13 protein-coding genes and 2 tRNA genes are annotated in these 14,240 nt (G+C 65.3%); 8 read left to right on the top strand and 7 right to left on the bottom strand.

The window, feature by feature from the left end:
- Together AC5Y30_RS00155 and AC5Y30_RS00160 are read left to right on the top strand one after the other, a co-directional pair.
- Entirely contained in the window at positions 1–1,356 is a 1,356-nt protein-coding gene (locus AC5Y30_RS00155; RefSeq protein WP_499915272.1) for a cation:proton antiporter, read from the top strand.
- Between the two features lie 143 nt (positions 1,357–1,499).
- Positions 1,500–2,867 (top strand): cytochrome P450, encoded by a 1,368-nt coding sequence (locus tag AC5Y30_RS00160; protein ID WP_499915274.1) that lies wholly within the window; start codon positions 1,500–1,502, stop codon positions 2,865–2,867.
- Here AC5Y30_RS00160 and bcp read toward each other — a convergent pair.
- Positions 2,864–3,337 (bottom strand): thioredoxin-dependent thiol peroxidase, encoded by a 474-nt coding sequence (bcp, locus tag AC5Y30_RS00165; RefSeq protein WP_499915276.1) that lies wholly within the window; start codon positions 3,335–3,337, stop codon positions 2,864–2,866. The two genes, AC5Y30_RS00160 and bcp, sit on opposite strands and share 4 nt — an antisense overlap.
- Positions 3,338–3,441: 104 nt before the next feature.
- On the opposite strand from bcp, the gene AC5Y30_RS00170 reads away from it, so the two are divergent.
- Positions 3,442–3,669, top strand: a complete 228-nt coding sequence (locus tag AC5Y30_RS00170) for a DUF3618 domain-containing protein (protein ID WP_499916672.1) — start codon at positions 3,442–3,444, stop codon at positions 3,667–3,669.
- Here AC5Y30_RS00170 and AC5Y30_RS00175 read toward each other — a convergent pair.
- Together AC5Y30_RS00175 and AC5Y30_RS00180 are read right to left on the bottom strand one after the other, a co-directional pair.
- Positions 3,656–5,395, bottom strand: coding sequence for a DUF3556 domain-containing protein (locus AC5Y30_RS00175; protein ID WP_499915278.1), 1,740 nt, complete (start codon positions 5,393–5,395; stop codon positions 3,656–3,658). The genes AC5Y30_RS00170 and AC5Y30_RS00175 overlap by 14 nt on opposite strands.
- 159 nt (positions 5,396–5,554) lie before the next feature.
- Entirely contained in the window at positions 5,555–5,821 is a 267-nt protein-coding gene (locus tag AC5Y30_RS00180; protein WP_499915280.1) for a hypothetical protein, read from the bottom strand.
- 167 nt (positions 5,822–5,988) lie between these two features.
- Here AC5Y30_RS00180 and AC5Y30_RS00185 point away from each other — a divergent pair, with 167 nt between their 5' ends.
- Positions 5,989–6,396, top strand: coding sequence for a heme-binding protein (locus tag AC5Y30_RS00185; RefSeq protein WP_499915282.1), 408 nt, complete (start codon positions 5,989–5,991; stop codon positions 6,394–6,396).
- A 139-nt stretch (positions 6,397–6,535) separates the two neighbouring features.
- Positions 6,536–6,829 carry a hypothetical protein gene (locus tag AC5Y30_RS00190; protein ID WP_499916674.1) on the top strand — a complete coding sequence of 98 codons (294 nt, stop codon included), beginning with the start codon at positions 6,536–6,538 and terminating at the stop codon, positions 6,827–6,829.
- 69 nt (positions 6,830–6,898) lie between these two features.
- Here AC5Y30_RS00190 and AC5Y30_RS00195 read toward each other — a convergent pair.
- Together AC5Y30_RS00195 and AC5Y30_RS00200 are read right to left on the bottom strand one after the other, a co-directional pair.
- A tRNA-Lys gene (locus AC5Y30_RS00195) sits at positions 6,899–6,971 on the bottom strand.
- 207 nt (positions 6,972–7,178) lie between these two features.
- Positions 7,179–8,417 (bottom strand): GNAT family N-acetyltransferase, encoded by a 1,239-nt coding sequence (locus AC5Y30_RS00200; protein ID WP_499915284.1) that lies wholly within the window; start codon positions 8,415–8,417, stop codon positions 7,179–7,181.
- A 207-nt stretch (positions 8,418–8,624) separates the two neighbouring features.
- Here AC5Y30_RS00200 and AC5Y30_RS00205 point away from each other — a divergent pair, with 207 nt between their 5' ends.
- The 3 genes from AC5Y30_RS00205 (at position 8,625) to AC5Y30_RS00215 (ending at position 13,364) form a co-directional block, all read left to right on the top strand.
- A complete protein-coding gene (locus AC5Y30_RS00205; RefSeq protein ID WP_499915286.1) occupies positions 8,625–11,012 on the top strand; it encodes an MMPL family transporter in 2,388 nt (795 codons plus the stop codon).
- Between the two features lie 75 nt (positions 11,013–11,087).
- Positions 11,088–11,990 carry a DMT family transporter gene (locus tag AC5Y30_RS00210; RefSeq protein WP_499915288.1) on the top strand — a complete coding sequence of 301 codons (903 nt, stop codon included), beginning with the start codon at positions 11,088–11,090 and terminating at the stop codon, positions 11,988–11,990.
- 162 nt (positions 11,991–12,152) lie between these two features.
- Entirely contained in the window at positions 12,153–13,364 is a 1,212-nt protein-coding gene (locus tag AC5Y30_RS00215; RefSeq protein ID WP_499915290.1) for a L,D-transpeptidase, read from the top strand.
- 66 nt (positions 13,365–13,430) lie between these two features.
- Here the strand turns inward: AC5Y30_RS00215 and AC5Y30_RS00220 are convergent.
- Both AC5Y30_RS00220 and orn read right to left on the bottom strand, forming a co-directional pair.
- Positions 13,431–13,506, bottom strand: a tRNA-His gene (locus tag AC5Y30_RS00220).
- 55 nt (positions 13,507–13,561) lie between these two features.
- Positions 13,562–14,209 carry an oligoribonuclease gene (gene orn / locus AC5Y30_RS00225; protein WP_499916675.1) on the bottom strand — a complete coding sequence of 216 codons (648 nt, stop codon included), beginning with the start codon at positions 14,207–14,209 and terminating at the stop codon, positions 13,562–13,564.
- Positions 14,210–14,240: the final 31 nt, after the last annotated feature.

A 14,240-nucleotide genomic window follows, 5' to 3' on the forward strand; every position in this document is an offset into this window, starting at 1 on the left:
ATGCCTTCCCTACTCGCTATCACGTCTCACTTCTTCCTCCAGATCGCTTTCATACTGCTTACCTACCGTCTGTTGTGGCCACTCTTCCGCCGCTTGGGCCAGGTGCAGGTGGTGGCGATCATGGTGGCTGGATTCGTGCTCGGCCCTTCGGTTTTGGGCTGGATATGGCCGGCGGGGCAGCGGTGGTTGTTCCCCACCAAGCTGACCATCGGCGCGGAAACCTTCACCCACCCGAACCTCACGGCCATCTACGTCGTCGGCCAGCTCGGGCTGGTGCTCTACATGTTTCTCGTGGGCGCGTCTTTGAAGCTGGAAATTCTGAGCGCACATTTCAGGCAAGCGGGGGCCACTGCGGCCGCCGGCATCGGTGTTCCGTTGGTGCTCGGCGGCGTCACCGGATGGCTGATGGTCAGCTTTGGCGGCTACTTCACGGCCAAGGTGGCGCATTGGCAAGGGGGCCTGTTCGTCGCCTCCGCGGTGGCCATCACGGCATTCCCGATGTTGGCGTGGATTGTCTACGACTCCGGATTGCTCAACACCCGATTGGGGACAATGTCGCTGTCGTGCGCCGCTGTTGACGACGCTTGCTCGTGGATTCTGCTGGCGACGCTGGTCGCGACTTCCAAAGGAAGCCTGTCCGGAGCGGTTCTGGCGATCGGAGGCGGGTTGGCGTACCTGCTGTTCATGGTGTTCGTCGGCCGGCCGCTACTTGCCAGATTGGAGACCTGGACACCGCGGCGCAACGCGGTCGAGCGCACGGGCGGGTTGCCGATCGCGCATCTGTCCGTCGTCCTTCTCGTCGTGCTGACCGCGAGCTGGTTCACCGATCTGGTCGGAATCTATTCCGTCTTCGGCGCTTTCGTGGCCGGCGCGGTGATGCCGCGCGGTACGCTGCTCGATTCAATCCGAGACCGGTTCGAACCGCTGGTCGCATACCTGTTGATTCCGGCGTTCTTCATCTACTCGGGGCTCAACACTCAGCTCAGCCTGATCTTCGACGGATCCACGCTCCTGATGGCGATCGTCGTCCTGGTCGTGTCGTTCGCCGCGAAGTTCGCCGCCATCGGACTGACAGCGCGTTGGCAGGGCATGAGTTGGAACGAAGCCGGCGCGATGGGGGCTCTCGCGAACGCCCGCGGCCTGATGGAGCTGATTTTGATCAACATCGGGCTCGATGCGGGACTGGTCACCGGCAAGACCTACACCATCCTGGCGGTCATGACGATCATCACCACCTTCGTCGCGACGCCGCTGCAGCGGGTGTTCGAACGTCGGCTGAAAAGACTGGGATCCGTGTTCGGACCCGCGGGCGAAGAACCTTGCCCTGAAGCCGTTGGCGGAGCCGGGCGGCAATAACCACGTACGCCAGATTGGCCGAAGCGCTGATGCTGGACAACCAGGGCTAGAGCGAAACTCGCCCCCCGGATTGCGTATGTAGAACGGCGGTCTCGTCGCATACTGCATTTACACGCAGCCACTCGTCCGCAGGAGACGCCACCGTGAGCACGGAAGACACCGTGACCGAAGACGCCGGCAACACCAACCGTTACCACTTCGATCGCCACACCCCGGAGTACCGCGAGCGGTTCACCGCAATCACCGAGGACATGCACGCCAGGTGCCCGGTGGCGTGGACCGAAACCTACGGCGGGCATTGGGTGGCCGCGGGCAACCGGGCCGTCTTCGAGCTCGCTCGATGCCCGCACGTGTCTAACGACCATGACGTGACCGGCGAAGGCACCGGCTACAAGGGCATCACAATCCCCACGCTGCCGCAGGGCACCGGCGTCCGTGGCGGCATGCTCGAAATGGACGAGCCCCTGCATTCCGCCTACCGCGGCATCCTCAACCCCTACCTGTCGCCGGCGGCCGTCAAGCGCTGGAAACCATTTGTCGACGAGATCGTGCGGGCGAGCATCGACGAGAAGATCGAAGTCGGACGGATCGACTTCGTCGACGATCTCGCGAATGTCGTGCCCGCCGTCCTGACTCTGGCAATGATGGGCGTTCCGCTGAAGAAATGGCAGCTCTACTGCGAGCCGGCCCACGCCAACGTGTACACCCCCGCCGATTCCCGGGACGCCCCAAGGGTTTTGGAGCAGACGATGGCGATGGGGGCGGACCTGTTCAACCACCTTCTCGAGATCCGCGAGAACCCGCGCCCGGGCATAGTGGACGCATTGGCCAGACTGAAGATCGACGGCGAACCCGCCCCCGACGCCGAACTGCTCGGAATGCTCGGCTTGATCATCGGCGGGGGTTTCGACACGACGACGGCGCTGACCGCGCATGCCCTCGAATGGCTGGGCGAGAATTCCGAGCAGCGCGAACTGCTCAAGCGGGATTTAGCAACGCTGCTCGACTCGGCGACCGAGGAATTCCTGCGTTACTTCACGCCCGCGCCCGGCGATGGTCGCACCATCGCCGCCGACCTCGAACTCGCGGGCACGCGGTTCAAGGAGGGCGACCGCCTGTGGCTGTCCTGGGCGATGGCCAACCGCGACCCCGCGGTGTTCCCCGATCCGAATCGATTGGACCTGAGCCGAAAGAACAACCGGCACTTCAGCTTCGGGCTCGGCATCCACCGCTGCATCGGCTCCAACGTCGCGCGCGTCGTGTTCAAGTCGATGCTCACGGCGGTGCTCGATCGGATGCCCGACTATCGCTGCGACCCCGAGGGCACGGTGCACTATCCGACGATCGGCGTGATCCAGGGCATGCAGCACCTGCCGGCGATCTTCACCCCCGGCAAGCGGCTTGGCCCGGGGATCGACGAGACGCTGGAGAAGCTGCAGCGGGTCTGCGACGAGCAAGGAATCGCGCGGCCGATCACCGAATACACCGAGGCCGCCGTCATCGGCGACTAGACCGACAGGTCGCGGCGAAGCTTGGCGACATGGCCCGTCGCCTTCACGTTGTACTGCGCGACGGCGATCTTGCCCTTCTCGTCGACCACGAAGGTGGAGCGGATGACGCCGGTGACCTTCTTGCCGTACATCTGCTTCTCGCCGTAGGCGCCGTAGGCCGTCAGGACCTTGCGGTCGGGGTCGGACAGCAGCGGGAACGTCAGCTTCTCGGCGTCACGGAACTTGGCGAGCTTCTCCGGCTTGTCGGGGGAGATTCCGATGACCTCGAGGCCGGCGCCGTTGAGCTCGGCCAGGCTGTCGCGAAAGTCGCACGCCTGCTTGGTGCAGCCCGGCGTCGACGCGGCCGGGTAGAAGTACACGACGACACGACGCCCCTGGTAGTCGCCCAGCGACACCTTGTTGCCGTCGGCGTCGGGCAGGCTGAAGGTGGGCGCCTTATCACCCGGAGCAAGCCGCGTGGTCTCGGTCAAGGTCAGCACCTTTCTCTTCACCGGAGCGACGGGGTTACCGCCAGCTGATCTAGGGTAGTTCGGGCAGGTGTAGGAGCTGGATAGTGGGCGACTTGGAGGACACAGTGGCGGACCGGGACCCCGAAGCCATCAAGCAGGACATCGACGTCGCCCGTGACCAGCTGGCGGCCACCGTCGACTCGCTTGCCGAGCGGGCCAACCCCCGGCGCCTCGCCGACGACATCAAAATCCGGGTGATCGGATTCGTGCAGAAGCCGGTAGTGCTGGCCTCGCTTGCCGGCGTCGGGGCCCTCGTAGTGGTGGTGGCGGTACGCCGCGTCAGGAATCGGTGACGCGACCGGTCTGGACGTACACCGGAATGTCGTCGGCCCAGGGCTGGTTGGTGGCCATGTCGTCGACGTCGCAGTAGCCGCGTTCGAATTCACCCGTCGCCGCGTCCACCAGCCGGTACTCCTGCCGCTGTCGGTGGATGGGCTGGGCGTCCAGGATGACGACCCGCACCTCGCCGGGCTCGAACCCGCATCGTTGTTGCAGCGCGTCGATCAGGCACTCGTTGTGCATGTGCCCGTCGCCGAAATTCCAGCCGAGAACCATTGAGCACAGGACTTCGCCCTCGCACAGGTTGTAATCGTCCTCGTCGTAGTCGGCCATGGCCCGGTGCGCCAGGGTCAGCAGTGCGCGTCCGTGCGTGTTCATGCCCCGGAACGCCAGCGCGAGGTGCAGGGGGATCAGGGTTTCCTCTTTGCTGCCGTACAACCGCTCGAGCTGCAGGCGCTGCATCGGGCCCAGGGCGCGCGAGCCGACGCGGAACTTCTCGTCGGCCGACGGCCGCACGCACCACAGCGTGGTGTCCCAGTTGCCGGCGTAGTACCGCATGCCCGGCAGGAACGAGACCTTGCGCGGGTACAGGTTCCCGAGCGCGACGGTGCCGGCGATGACCGCGAACAGGACGGCGATCGGCAGCGGGTGGGCGACGTCCGACAGCCCCAGGCGCGCGTGCGCGACGAACAGCCACAGCACCCCGAAGATCATGAACACGTTCCACTCCAGCGGCACACCCATCGGGAAGGCCAGCAGGATGTTCAGGTGGAACACGATCATCACGAAGGCGGCGAGCGCCGTCGGCCACCCGCCGTGTGAGAAGAGCAGCACCAGCGGTACCAGACCCTCCACCGCGGTTGAGAAATGCGCGATGAAGCCCGCCAACGCGCTGGGCCGCAGGTCGTCTGGGTGATGCTTGAACATCGACCGCTTGAGCGCGCCGGACGGGATGAACGGATTGTTCGCCAGCATCGTCGAGATCACGAACGGGAAGTGCTTGTTGAGCTTGGAGGTGGCCGCGCCGAGCCAGATCACCATGAACACGACCTTGGCCCCGACGACGATGTCCGCGCCGGCGAACAGGAACGTCAGCGCCAGCGGCGCATACACCTCGCCACGGGCTGCCAGGAAGATGACCTTGTCGCGCAAGCTGAGCGCCGCCAGCACCCCAAGGATCGCGACGGTCTGCCACCGAGGCAGCACGCCGATCATTGTGTCCAGGGCCGGAATCGGCCCGCTGCCATCGGACAGCAGCGCGGACACGAGCAGCACCAGCAAAATGCCGTAGAGCAAAGCGTCGAACGGGGTGCGGTTGCTGCCGTTGGTCAACGGCACCCGAGCGGGCCAGGGTGGCAATCGGATGGTGCCGGGCCGCAGCCAGTACAGGATCGATCCCATCGGGGGGAAGTAGCGCCCGGCCAATGGCCCGAAGCAGCAGCCGAGACCGATGACTTCGAACAGCATCGTGTAGAGCACGGCCTTCTGGAACACGATCGGCTCCGACCACCACGCGCCGACCTGTGTGAAGCCGCCGATGCCGGAGGTCGACCACGCGAACAGCCAGCCGCCCAGGATGTACAGCGCGATCTTCACGCCGTACATCACGTGTATCACCAGTGGGGTGCCGAACCCGTGCTCGGCGATGTGGCGCGCCATCGGGACGATCCGTTCGGCGCGTGAGCGCGTGCTCCATTCGGTCATGTCGACGACCGGCAGGTTGGGCCGGATGAACCCCATTGCAGCTCCTTCGACGCAGCGTGTCCCACGGGGCCTATCGGCGCCGACGGCGCCAATCGGTGCCAGCAAAAAGTTACCTGCAAGAGCGGCTATTGCGGCGGGATACGACGGCAAATGGTGCGCCGAAAATGGTGACGCCTCGCGACAACGGGCGACCGGCTACTCCCAGCCCGGCGGGTCGTTTTCGGCCATGTAAGCCTCCCAGGCGGCGCGTCGCATGGCCCGGGTGTGCAGGTCCTGACAGATCGCTTGTGCCTCGGCGGCGGTGCCGCCCCTGCCCAGGTCGTGGTGCACAAAGCCGTCATCGACGCGCTCGGCGCGGAAGCCGCCCGTCGAGACCGCGTGGACTCGATACTCGCTGCGGTCGTCGATGCTGGCTTGGAAGTGGCCCTCATGCGGCTCGACCCACTTCAGCTCAGTCTTCACACGTCTCCTCTGAAATGGTCATCGGAGCGATGGTAGGACTCGCGGGCCATTGCCGGTGCGACGAAATTCGCTTGATCCATTCGCCGTATCGCAGTGACGAAGCATCAACTCTGATTAGCTGAAGCTGCGCATCGACCGCCATCGTGTCGCGGCCAGTTAAGTACCGGATGGAGGAGGCAGTCATGTTCCTGTCAGAAATTGATCCGCGACGGGTGCTGTTCAGCGCGGTCGGCGCCGGCGCGGTTACCGGCACACTGTTATGCGCTACTGCGGCGACCGCCGCAGCTGATCCCCCGCCACGGCCGCCCGACTGCACAGCTGCAAACGTGGCCAGTGTCGCGGCCGGTGTTGCGACGGCACTTTCGAGCTACCTGTTTCTGCACCCCGATGTGAACGATTTCTACACCGGCCTGCAGGATCAGCCCAAGGATCAGGTCCAGGGCGCTGTGCAGAATTACTTCAGCGCGAACCCGCAGGAGCAAGCCGACCTGGAGGGCATTCGTCAGCCGATGGTCGACATCAGGCAGCGCTGTCAGTGGACTCCATTGATTGGCCAGCCCGGCGTAACCCCGTGACCGGTAGGGCGCGGGTTCTGCTGACGAATTCGGGTCGACCGTGCGGTGACAGAAATATAATGCTGCCCAGCTCATTCATTGGCCCATCGGGCCAAGTGGAGCTGGCGGTCACACAAAGGAGATCGCGATGAAATTGTCTGTGCGGTCCTGGACTGTCGCGGGGATAGCGGTGCTGGCTCTGACGGCGATTCCTGAGCTCTATGCCGTCGTGGAGCCCACCGGTGTGGCCCACGCCGACGTATGCGCAAGCGCCGGCAGGCGTGTTTCGGTGAGTGGGTGTACCAACGTTGCCGATACGGTCAACAGCTTTGCCCCACCGCCGGACGCCTACGCGCCGTTGCCGGGGGATTTTCCGCCCCCGCCGCCACCCCCACCCCCGGTAGGGGTCTGCGTGGGAGCCGGCCGGCGAATCCATGTGAGTGGGTGCTTCTAAGAGCGCAACTTCGCCGGCCGATGGTCCGCCCCCTGGTGGAGGGGTGGACCCCGGTGAATAGCTCTGATGTGCGCCGTCAGGGTTTCGAACCCCGGACCCGCTGATTAAGAGTCAGCTGCTCTACCAACTGAGCTAACGGCGCTTGTGGTCGGTCGAGACCGCGTAGGCGACAATAACAGGCGTTGCGCTACGGAGTGAAATCCCGACCTCGTTCCAGGATAGCGGCCCGGCGGCGAGCAAGCCGGTAGACGTCCGAGGTCGCCCTGGTCGGCCAGCGCCGGGCCGCCGACGACTTTTGGCACGCCATCCCTTGTGCTGGTGAAGAATGCTGTCGCGCAACGAGATCGGCCTACAGCACCGTGCCGGTGTACGGTGACCGGTCGGTGCTGAAGGCAGCGTCCAGCTCACCCAACGTTCCTTGGCGCACCTCGGTGATGCGGTTGGCGCGGGCAAGCTGGGCCGCCCGGTGTGCCCCCATGTAGATGGTGGCTAAGTCGGCCAGACCGATCTTGATGTCCGGTGGGCCCTCGTGGGGGGTGCATTTCCCGATGCCGTCGCGGGTCTGCAGCTGAAAGGTCCCTCCCGCAAGGTCGAGCGGGTCCGTGACTTCCAGCACGATGTCGGCATCGGCGGCATAGTTGCGCGCGCCGAGCGTTTCGGGAATGTCGTTGATGCGCACCCACAGAAAGTCGCTCACGCCTTTGGTTTCAGCGGCGCGTTGGTCGACGAGTTTGAGCGGTAGCGGATCGTCAGGAGCTACGTCGATTTCGATGCGATAGAACATCTCCAATACCAGGAGCGTCTGCAGCAGCTCGGTATGCGCTTCGTCGGTGATGGGGCAGAAGTCTTCGACGACCACGGTGCCAAGCGGCGGACGGAACGCATGCTGCTGCGAGCCGACCACCCGGTAAGTCAAGAAACCGTCCGGATGGATCGTGTAGTGCAGCGCAGATCCGTTGCCGCGCTGGGTTGCTCGGTCGTCCAGGTAGTCGGCCCACCACTCGTCGTCGCGCGAGATCGCGCCAGTGGTTGCGGCACACCACCTTTCGTAGAGTTCGGGCAGCTGCCGCCGCGCCTCGGCGGTGTTGACCTCGCGCGCCCGAATCTGGCCCGGCGCGGCGCGCAACTTCGCAAAGCGGCGGTCAATGGAGTAGGTGTGGCTGTAGCTCGACACCCCGGCGCCGAAGCCGTCGTACATCGCTGTCTGCGTCGGAACGCCGCAAACGATGGGATAACCGCGCTCCAACAGTATTCCGAGTCCCTGGGCGCTGAGCTGCGCCCAAAGACCCTTGCCCTGATGCGTTGACGCAACGGCGATCATCGTCAGCCAAGCGACCCGCAACTGGGCGCCGCCCGGTGCGGTGAGCCGCGAGGGGTAGATGATGGACGTTCCGACCAGATTCGGATGCTCCGGATCGCAGACATCCTCGGCGATCAAAATGTTGTCGAGGCTGACTCGACGTCTCCACGCCTCGAGGTCTTCTGGGCCCACCGGATCGCCGAAAGTCCTGGCCTGATTCTCGAAAACCGCCTGCCAGTCCGCTTCGGTGGGATGCCGGATATTGATGCCGTCGTCCTTACCGTCCATCGCACATCCAATCTGCTTGTAGCCCAGGCAAACCGGCACTGCGCACGCCGAATCCAGGTACCAAGTGTGCTTTTAGATTCGATACCCGAGCGCCAGCAGGTCAAACCTCGATCCCGGAGATCACCGACGACGCGCCGCAAGGACACCGATGTGAGCAATTCCATACTCGGCGGGTCAACCCGCGCGGTTTGGGGTAGGCGATACGCCATGCTGCAAGTGATCACCCGGCTTGCGATCGCCGCGCCGCGCCGCATCATCGCGATCGCCGTGTTGGTGCTGCTGGGGGCCGCGATTTTGGGGCTGCCGGTGGTCAACAGCCTGTCCGGCGGTGGTTTCCAGGACCCCACGTCGGAGTCTTCCCGGGCGAGCGACACCCTTCGCGACAAGTTCAACCAGACCGATCAGCAGATGCTGATCGTGCTGACTGCGCCGACCGGCGCCCGCGGTGCTCAGGCGCGCCAGGTCGGTACCGACATCGTCGACCAGCTAAAACGTTCGCCATGGGTGCTCAACGTGTCGTCAGCATGGACGTCGCCGCCCGCGGCCGCGGCCCAGCTGGTCAGCAAGGACGACAAGTCCGGAATGATCGTGGCCGGCCTCAGGGGCGGGGAAAACGACGCGCAGAAATACGCCCGTGCGCTGACGAAGGACCTGGTGCATGACCGCGACGGCGTCACGGTGCGCGCCGGCGGCATGGCCGTAGCGTACGCGCAGATCAACGACCAGAACCAGCGCGACCTGCTGTTGATGGAGTCCATCGCGATTCCGTTGAGTTTCGCAGTGCTGGTGTGGGTGCTCGGCGGAGTCGTCGCCGCTGCGATGCCGATCGTCTTGGGCGCATTGGCCATCGTCTGCACAATGTCGGTGCTGCGGCTGATCAGCTTCGCCACCGATGTGTCGACCTACGCCTTGGACCTGAGCATCGCGATGGGCCTCGCCCTGGCCATCGATTACAACCTGCTGATCATCACCCGCTACCGCGAGGAGCTGGCGCGCACCGAGGGCCGCGACCGGAACCAGGAGCTGATGCGGACGATGGCCCGCCACGACGCGCTGATGCGGACCATGGCGACCGCGGGCAGGACGGTGCTGTTCTCCGCCACCACGGTGGGGCTGTCGATGGCGGTGATGGCGCTGTTCCCGATGTATTTCCTGAAGTCTTCCGCCTACACCATCGTGGCCACCGCGGCCATCGTCGCGATTGCGACCGTGGTCGTCACCCCGGCCGCCATAGTGTTGCTGGGGCCCCGATTGGACACGATGGATGCTCGCAGAGTGATGCACCGAATTCTGCACGGGCAGCGGCCCTTTCGTGACCACGCGCACAAGCCGCTGGTGGCGCAGTTCTGGTACCGCTCGACCAAGTTCGTGCTGCGCCGCGCGACGCCGGTCGGCCTGAGCGTCGTCGCGCTGCTGCTTTTGCTTGGGGTGCCGTTCCTGGGCGTGAAGTGGGGCTTTCCCGACGAACGCGTGCTTCCGCGATCGGCGTCGGCGCGCCAGGTCGCCGACATGCTGGACGACGATTTCGCCAACGGGTTGGGGACCTCGGTGTCCGTCGTCGTCCCCGACGCTCACGGCGTGACGCCCGGCGACCTGCAGCACTACGCCGCCCGGCTGTCCCGGGTGCCGGGCGTATCCGCGGTCACCGCACCGGCGGGGACGTTCGTGGCCGGAAATCCGGCGGGGCCGCCCGCCGCCCCCACGGGCATGGCCGACGGCAGCGCATTTCTCACGGTGAAAACCACCGCGCCGCTCTACTCGCGCGCCTCGAACACCCAACTCGACCGACTGCATCAGGTCGCCGGGCCGGCGGGACGGTCGGTCGAGATGACCGGACTGGCGCAGATCAACCGCGACAGCGTCGATGCGATCACCAAGCGACTGCCGCTGGTGTTCGGACTGATCGCGCTCATCACCTTCGCGCTGCTGTTCCTGCTCACCGGCAGCGCGGTGCTGCCGCTGCAGGCAATGGTGTGCAACGTGCTCTCACTAACGGCGGCATTCGGGGCGATGGTGTGGATCTTCCAGGACGGCCGCCTGGGCGCCCTAGGCACCACGCCCAACGGGACACTGAACGCCAACATCCCAGTCTTGTTGTTCTGCATCGCTTTCGGGCTGGCCATGGACTACGAGGTGTTCCTGGTCTCGCGCATCCACGAGTACTGGCTGGCATCGCAAGCCTCGCGCAGAACGCCACCGACCGCGGCCGAAGCGCGCGCCGCCACCGACGAGAGCACCGCGCTGGGCATCGCCGGCATCGGCCGGGTGGTCACCACCGCCGCGGTGGTGATGTCGATTTCCTTCGCCGCGTTGATCCCCGCGCATGTCTCGTTCATGCGAATGCTGGGCCTGGGACTCACGCTCGGTGTGCTCGTCGATGCCACCTTGGTGCGAATGGTCTTGGTGCCGGCCTTCATTCACCTGCTTGGCCGATGGACGTGGTGGGCTCCCCAGTGGTCGGCGTTGTTGCGGAACCGATCCGCGACCGGCGAGGGCGAGGCCGTTGCGGTGGGCCGGGGCCGCTGGGCCGCCGATGCGCGCAGGGAGCCCGTGGCCAGCAGGTGGACCGCCGGAGCCGCGTCCGATCGTGGCTGATAAGCAAGATGCTCTGTGAGGGAAGGACTTTCGCATCACTAGTGCCTGATTTGCCGGACATCGACGGAGATATTTATGACCCAATGGCATATCGCCGCACTGTTGGCGCTGAGTTCTGCGCTTTGCGTGGCGATCGGCGACGTCTTGCAGCAGCGCGCCGCGCACTGCATCGCCGACCGGGCGATCGGCTCGGTCGAATTGTTCGCCGGCCTGCTTCGAAATCGACGATGGTGGTGGGGCGCACTGCTTCTCGTGGCAAGCATCGCGCTACAGGCCGCGGCGCTCGGTGAGGGCTCGGTGCTGTTGGTGCAGGCGCTGCTGATGTCTTCGGTGCTGTTCGCGCTGCCCATCAACGCCAGGTTCCTGCACCGCAACGTGACCGCAGGCGAGTGGGTATGGGCCGCGTTGCTGACCACGGCGGTGATCGTGGTCGTGATCGTGGGCAACCCGCAGGCCGGGCATCCGGGCGCCTCCCTGCGAACCTGGACTGCGGTTGCCGCTGTCCTCGCGCCGCTGTTGATCGGCTGCATCGTGGCCGGCCGAACATGGGGTGGCGCCGCGGCGGCGGCGCTGTTCGCCTTCGCGTCGGGGTCGTTGTGGGGCGTCTTCGCGGTGCTCGCCAAAGAAGTGGTCGCCCGGCTCGGCGAGGGAGCGGCCGCGGTGACCCGGACCCCCGAGCTGTATGCCTGCATACTGGTCGCGCTGGGTGGCGTGGCGTGGAGTCAGTCGGCGTTTCGGGCGGGTCCGTTGACGGCGTCGATGCCGACCCTGCAGATGTCGCAGCCGGTGGTGGCGGCGGTGCTCGGCGTCGTCGTCCTCGGCGAGACGCTGAACACCGGTCGCGCCGGGGCGATCGCCCTGGTGGCGGCGGCGCTGGTGATGACGGCGGCCATCGTCAGACTCGCGCGCGTCGAGGCCGTCAACACCCGCGACATGGTCGACGAGCAGCGGCACGACGAGGTCGGCTCGCCGGCGTAGAACGGGCCCCGGCGGGCTGTGGACCGCGCCTGGATGACGAATTCATTGCGGTGGCGACACCGATCGGCCGCCTGGGCTCGCATCCGCCGGGGAGTGTCGGCAAAAGCCATTAGAATGCCTGCAGCTACCTGACTGGTCAGCGGTGACCAACTGGAGAATCACATGGAAGGTCACTGGATGACGCGTTTGCGGAGGCGACGATCGTGGCTGGTGGCCGCGATTATTCCGATTGCCGTGTTCAGCGGCGCGTGTAACGGCGACCACGCGGCGGCACCGGCGAAAGTCATCTTCGACAAGGGCACGCCACTGGCCGACCTGCTGGTGCCGAAGCTCACCGCCTCGGTGACCGACGGCGCCGTCGGTGTGACGGTGGATGCGCCGGTGACGGTGACCGTCGCCGACGGCGTGCTCGCCTCGGTCACCATGGTCAACGAGAACGGTAGGTCGATCAATGGGCAGTTGAGCCCCGACGGCCTGCGTTGGTCGACCACAGAGCCGCTCGGCTACAACAGGCGCTACACGCTGAATGCGAAGGCCACCGGCCTGGGCGGCGCGGCCAACAAGCAGATGACGTTCGAGACCAGCTCACCGGCGCACCTGACCATGCCCTACGTCAGTCCGGCCGATGGTGACGTGGTGGGCATCGGTGAGCCGGTGGCGATCCGCTTCGACGAGAACATCGCGAACCGCGCGGCGGCCCAGAAGGCCATCAAGATCACCACCAACCCTGCGGTGGAGGGCGCGTTCTATTGGCTGAACAACCGCGAAGTTCGTTGGCGCCCGGAGCGTTTCTGGAAGTCGGGAACAACCATCGACGTGGCCGTCAACACCTACGGGGTTGACCTGGGCGACGGGATGTTCGGCGAGGACAACGTCAAGTCGCACTTCACCATCGGTGACGAGGTGATCTCGACGGCCGACGACACCACGAAGACGGTGACCGTGCGGGTCAACGGCGATGTCGTCAAGACCATGCCGACGTCAATGGGCAAGGACAGCACCCCAACGGCTAACGGCATCTACATCATTGGTGGGCGGTTCAAGCACATCATCATGGATTCCTCGACATATGGCGTTCCGGTCAACTCGCCCAACGGATATCGCACCGAGGTCGACTGGGCCACCCAGATGTCCTACAGCGGCGTCTTCGTGCACTCGGCACCGTGGTCGGTGGGCGCCCAAGGCCACACCAACACCAGCCACGGATGCCTCAACGTGAGTCCGAGCAACGCCGAGTGGTTCTACGACCACAGCAAGAGCGGCGACATCGTCGAGGTAGTGCATACGGTGGGGTCGACGCTGCCGGGGATCGAGGGCCTGGGCGACTGGAACATCCCCTGGGCGCAGTGGAAAGCGGGCAACGCCAACACCTGACGAAGCGGTCGGTTCTCGCGACTCCGGGTCAAAAAAGGTCAGGGAGCGGCAACGCTCCCTGACCTGTGGGGTGAGTGACGGGACTCGAACCCGCGACATTCAGGATCACAACCTGACGCTCTACCAACTGAACTACACCCACCACGGCCGCCAGCCGACCTTCACGCGATGACGGTCAACGAGCGGCGACGTCGATACTAACCGGTCGGCGGCGCGCTGGCCGAATCGCTTGGCCCCGGTGCGTCTTTTCCGTCGCCAAGGGCGGCGACCACCGCCTCGATTTCGCTGGTAGACGGCCCCGGCGGCGAGACGAATGCGGTCTGCCGGTAGAACTGCAGCTCGCGAATGGACTCGTGGATGTCCGCCAGCGCGCGGTGGGCCAGCCCCTTGACCGGCTGGCCGAAGTAAATGCGCGGATACCAGCGCCGGCAGAGTTCTTTGATCGAGCTCACATCGATCATGCGGTAGTGCAGGAACGAATCCAGGGCGGGCATGTCGCGCACGATGAAGGCGCGGTCGGTGGCGATGGAGTTGCCGGCCAGCGGCGCCGTCTTGGGTTGTTTGACGTGTTCGCCGATGTAATCCAGAACCATCGCCTCCGCGGTCGCCAGGTCGACCGTGGACGCCCGCACCTGGTCGGTCAGCCCGGAGCGCGAGTGCATTTCGGTGACCACCTCGCCCATCGCCGCGAGCGCGGCGTCGTCGGCATGGATCACTACGTCGACCCCGTCGCCGAGAACGTTCAAATCGGCGTCGGTCACCAGTGCCGCGATCTCAATGAGCTTGTCCGAACCCAGATCAAGCCCGGTCATCTCGCAGTCGATCCACACCAATTCGTCTCGCACAGCGCTCAGACTAGTGGCGATCGCAAGTGCG

This window comes from Mycobacterium sp. NGS27, assembly GCF_059813005.1.

What these genes read in the sequence shown, in the direction of transcription:
- AC5Y30_RS00155 (WP_499915272.1), top strand. Translation starts at nt 1, where the DNA reads ATGCCTTCCCTACTCGCTATCACGTCTCACTTCTTCCTCCAGATCGCT.
- AC5Y30_RS00175 (WP_499915278.1), bottom strand. Translation starts at nt 5,395, where the DNA reads ATGGGGTTCATCCGGCCCAACCTGCCGGTCGTCGACATGACCGAATGG.
- AC5Y30_RS00185 (WP_499915282.1), top strand. Translation starts at nt 5,989, where the DNA reads ATGGAGGAGGCAGTCATGTTCCTGTCAGAAATTGATCCGCGACGGGTG.
- AC5Y30_RS00200 (WP_499915284.1), bottom strand. Translation starts at nt 8,417, where the DNA reads ATGGACGGTAAGGACGACGGCATCAATATCCGGCATCCCACCGAAGCG.
- AC5Y30_RS00205 (WP_499915286.1), top strand. Translation starts at nt 8,625, where the DNA reads ATGCTGCAAGTGATCACCCGGCTTGCGATCGCCGCGCCGCGCCGCATC.
- AC5Y30_RS00210 (WP_499915288.1), top strand. Translation starts at nt 11,088, where the DNA reads ATGACCCAATGGCATATCGCCGCACTGTTGGCGCTGAGTTCTGCGCTT.
- AC5Y30_RS00215 (WP_499915290.1), top strand. Translation starts at nt 12,153, where the DNA reads ATGGAAGGTCACTGGATGACGCGTTTGCGGAGGCGACGATCGTGGCTG.